General features: G+C 71.5%; 3 protein-coding genes. All 3 read left to right on the forward strand.

Translation table 11 applies throughout. From position 1 onward, the window contains the following. Positions 1-285: 285 nt before the first annotated feature. The 3 genes from IY392_RS00925 (at position 286) to IY392_RS00935 (ending at position 4,368) form a co-directional block, all read left to right on the forward strand. On the forward strand, positions 286-1,149 hold the full coding sequence (locus IY392_RS00925; RefSeq protein ID WP_194860284.1) for an alpha/beta hydrolase: 864 nt from the start codon (positions 286-288) through the stop codon (positions 1,147-1,149). A 70-nt stretch (positions 1,150-1,219) separates the two neighbouring features. Further along, positions 1,220-2,113: a phosphoribosylaminoimidazolesuccinocarboxamide synthase gene (locus IY392_RS00930; protein WP_194860285.1), complete on the forward strand. Its 894-nt coding sequence runs from the start codon at positions 1,220-1,222 to the stop codon at positions 2,111-2,113. Next, positions 2,110-4,368, forward strand: coding sequence for a S9 family peptidase (locus IY392_RS00935; RefSeq protein ID WP_375292875.1), 2,259 nt, complete (start codon positions 2,110-2,112; stop codon positions 4,366-4,368). The genes IY392_RS00930 and IY392_RS00935 overlap by 4 nt, the downstream gene beginning before the upstream one ends. The last annotated feature ends 73 nt before the right edge of the window (positions 4,369-4,441 follow it).

Genomic DNA, 4,441 nt, shown 5'->3' on the forward strand with positions numbered 1-4,441 from the left:
CCACCGCTCCGGCCACCGCCGCGACCACCGCCCCGGCCGACCGGTGAGCGCGACGGACGCGAGGTCGGGTGCGGCCCCGGTCGCATGTGGGTTCCGGCGCCGGCGCGGGAGTGGTGGGGACCACGGGGACCTCCTGAGTCGTGGGCGTCCGGACCGTCTCCGGACGGATCTCTCGGACCCGCTCCATGCTCGTCCGCGTGCGGACGCCCGTCTTGACGCCCGAGGTGGAGATCCGGTTGGCACCTTTGGGGGAGGACGGGCGCCCGAGGGCGCTAGTCTCGGCGCATGCGCGAGACCGTCATCCCCGTCCCCGGTACCTCCGGTCTGCAGGCGACCCTGCATCACGCCGAGACCCCACGGGCCCTGCTCCTGCTGGTCCACGGCTTCGGAGAGCACTCCGGCCGGTACGGGCGGACCGTGCGGTTCCTGGCCGATCGCGGCGTCTGCGTGGTCACCTACGACCTCCGGGGTCACGGGACCGCGCCCGGTCCGCGGGCCAGGATCGCGACGGAAACCCATATCCGGGACAACCTCGCGGTCCGCGACGCGGTCGTGGAGTGGACCCGCACCCCCGCCGGCGACGGCACGGGATCCCTGCCGCGGCTGTTGATGGGGCACTCGATGGGTGGGCTGATCGCGGGGGAGTCCGCCCTCCGACGCCCGTGGGACCTCGCGGGGCTGATCCTCTCTTCTCCCGGGATCGTGGTGGGTGAGGGTACCCCCGCGCCCCTGAAGGCCGCGGCCCCGGTGATCGCCCGGCTCCTGCCGTTCCTGCCGGTGGAGAAGCTGGATCCGAGCGAGATCTCCCGCGTGCCCGAGTACGTCGCCGACTACACCTCGGACCCGCTCGTTCACCACAAGGGGGTGCCGGCCCTGGCCGCCGGGACGCTGCTCGCGGGCGGGCAGAGGTTCCTGGAGCGTTCGAGCTCCCTGCGGCTGCCGACCCTGGTGATCAACGGGTCGGCGGACTCCATCACCTCACCGAAGGGAGCCCGGCGGTTCGCCCAGGTGGCCGGGTCGGACCACGACCCGCGGCCGGAGATCACCTACCGGGAGTTCGAGGGCGGCCTCCACGAGTTGTTCAACGATCTCTGCGCGGACGAGGCGTACGCGGCGCTAGGGGAGTGGCTGGACGCGCGGCTGGGCTGAGACCCGCCGCCCGGACCGACACCGATCGGCGGGTCGGACGCCCCGGCACCCGCCGACTACGCTGGCCCCCATGCGACCCGAGCTCTCCTCCTACCGCCATCTCGCCGCCGGGAAGGTCCGTGAGTTATACGAGGTCGACGCCGAGACGCTGCTCCTGGTGGCCACGGACAGGATCTCGGCGTACGACCACGTGCTGAGCACGCCGATCCCCGACAAGGGACGGGTTCTCACGGCCATGAGCGCCTACTTCTTCGACGCCCTCGACGTGCCGAACCACCTGGCGGGGCCGTGCGACGACGAACGGATCCCCGCCGAGGTCCTCGGCCGGGCGATGGTCGTACGCCGCCTCGACATGGTGCCCGCCGAGTGCGTGGCCCGCGGCTATCTGACCGGGTCCGGGATGGCCGAGTACGTCGAGTCCGGGTCGGTGTGCGGCGTCGAATTGCCGGAAGGTCTCGTGGAGGCCAGCCGGCTGCCGGAACCGATCTTCACCCCGGCCACCAAGGCCGCGGTGGGCGACCACGACGAGAACATCTCGTTCGAACAGCTCTCGGCGATCGTCGGTGACGAGCTGGCCGACAGGCTCCGGACCGCCACCCTGGAGGTGTACGCGCGCGCCGCCGAGATGGCCGCGGAGCGCGGGGTGCTGCTGGCGGACACCAAGTTCGAGTTCGGCGTGTCCGGAGGCGAGTTGATCCTGGCCGACGAGGTGCTCACCCCGGACTCCTCCCGGTACTGGCCGGCGGACGGGTACGAGCCCGGCCGCGTCCAGCCGAGCTTCGACAAGCAGTTCGTCCGCGACTGGCTCACCGGCCCTGACTCGGGTTGGGACCGGTCCTCGGACTCTCCGCCGCCCCCGCTCCCGCCGGAGGTGGTGGAGGCGACCCGGGCGCGATACATCGAGGCGTACGAGCGGATCTCCGGCCTGCGGTTCACCGACTGGCTCGGTGGTGAGACCGCGTGAGCGCCTTCGACGCCACGGGCAGCGGGGCCGACACCACCCCTCTCGGCGGGGTCGACACGCCCGAACCTCGGCGAGTGCCGGCGGCCCCCCGGGCCGAGCGCCGACCCCACCGCCGCGAGCATCACGGCCGCGTCTTCGTGGACGACTACGAGTGGCTGCGGGACAAGGACGCTCCGGCGACCCGTGAGTACCTCGAGGCGGAGAACGCGTACACCGACGCGATGACGGAAGGTCAGAAGCCACTCGAGGACGCGGTCTACGAAGAGATCCGCTCCCGGGTCAAGGAGACCGACATGTCGGTCCCCGTGCGGTCCGGCGGCTGGTGGTACTTCACCCGGACCTCGGAGGGACTGTCCTACGCCCGCCACTGCCGGGTCCCCGTGCCGCCCGAGTACCAGGCGGACCCCGGAGACCCGGCCGGATGGGTGCCGCCGGAGGTCTCCCCCGGTGTCGAGTTGCCCGGCGAGCAGCTGCTGCTGGACGGTAACGCCGAGGCCGAGGGGCACGACTACTTCGCGCTCGGAGCGTTCTCGGTCAGCCACGACGGCCGCGCGCTGGCCTGGGCCACCGACACCGAGGGGGACGAGCGCTACACCCTGCGTTTCCGCTCCCTGGATCCCGACTACACGGCGCCGTCGGAGGAGATCCCGGGTATCGCGGCCGGTGTCACCTGGTCACGCGACGGTCAGTACGTGTTCTACGTGACGGTCGACGAGGCGTGGCGTCCCGACACCGTGTGGCGTCACCGCCTCGGGACGGGCCGGGACCACGACGACGAGGTGTTCCACGAGCCCGACGAGTCCTACTGGATCGGGATCGGCGAGACTCGCAGCGAGAAGTACCTGCAGATCGCCGCGGGGTCCAAGATCACCACCGAGGTGTGGTGCATGGACTCCGCCGAGCCGGCGGGCGAGTTCTGGTGCGTGCGTCCCCGCGAGGAGGGCGTCGAGTACGAGGTGGAGCACGCGGTCGTGGGCGGTGAGGACCGCTTCCTCATCACGCACAACGCGGGCTCTCCCAACTTCGCGGTGGTCGAGGCGCCGGCCGGTCCGGTCGACCGTGACTTCCGCGACCTGGATCCACTCGTGTCGCACCGCGACGACGTGCGGGTGGAAGGGGTCGACGCGTTCGCCCGTGTGCTGGTGCTCGGGTACCGGGAGGGGGCGTTGCCGCGGTTCGCGCTGATGCCGCTGGACCCCGCCTCGACCGACGGGGTGGGTGCGTACTCGGAGTTCACCCCCGTGGACTTCGACGAGGAGTTGTTCACCTCCGGCCCCGGGTCGAACCCGGAGTGGGACGCGCCGGTGCTGAGGTTCGGGTTCGGCTCGTTCGTCACCCCGGGCCGCGTCTACTCCCTGGCGCTGGCCACGGGGGAGCGGACGCTGTTGCGCGAGCAGGAGGTGCTCGGCGGCTACGACCCGGCCGGGTATGTGCAGCGCCGGGACTGGGCCACCGCGACGGACGGCACCCGGGTGCCCATCTCCCTCGTGATGTCCGTGGGCACGGCGGAGAGGATCGACGCGGGAGAGCAGGTCCCGACCCTGTTGTACGGCTACGGGTCCTACGAGACCAGCATCGACCCCGCCTTCTCGGTGGCCAGGCTCTCGCTGCTGGACCGGGGTATGGCCTACGCCGTGGCCCACGTGCGGGGCGGAGGGGAGATGGGGCGGCTCTGGTACGAGCAGGGCAAGACCCTGACCAAGCGGAACACCTTCACCGACTTCGTCGACTGCGCCCGGCACCTGATCGACTCCGGCCTCACCGCGCCGGATCGTCTGGTGGCCGAGGGCGGGAGCGCTGGTGGACTGCTCATGGGCGCCGTGGCCAACCTGGCGCCGGATCTGTTCGCGGGAATCCAGGCCGTGGTGCCGTTCGTCGACCCGCTCACCTCGATCCTCATGCCCGAGCTGCCGCTCACGGTGATCGAGTGGGACGAGTGGGGGGATCCTCTGCATTCGCCGGAGGTCTACGACTACATGGCGTCCTATGCGCCGTACGAGAACATCGAGGCCAAGGACTACCCGGCGATCTTGGCAGTGACCTCGCTCAACGACACCCGGGTGCTCTACGTGGAGCCCGCCAAGTGGGTGGCCAGGCTCCGGGCGGTGTCCACCTCGGCGGATTCCGCGGAGCGCCCGGTCCTGTTGCGCTGCGAGATGAGTGCCGGCCATGGTGGCGTCTCCGGGCGGTACGAGCGCTGGCGCCAGACCGCGTTCGAGTACGCGTGGACGATCCGGACGGCAGGAGCCGGATAAGTTCCTCTCCCGCGCGCGGGCCGGCACCCGCACCCGGCTGGCACGCGCGCCCGGCCGGCACACGCGCCCGGCC

It is taken from the genome of Dietzia sp. SYD-A1, from assembly GCF_015356725.1.
In the GTDB taxonomy this organism is placed as follows: Bacteria; Actinomycetota; Actinomycetes; order Mycobacteriales; family Mycobacteriaceae; genus Dietzia.

What these genes read in the sequence shown, in the direction of transcription:
- IY392_RS00925 (WP_194860284.1), top strand. Translation starts at nt 286, where the DNA reads ATGCGCGAGACCGTCATCCCCGTCCCCGGTACCTCCGGTCTGCAGGCG.
- IY392_RS00930 (WP_194860285.1), top strand. Translation starts at nt 1,220, where the DNA reads ATGCGACCCGAGCTCTCCTCCTACCGCCATCTCGCCGCCGGGAAGGTC.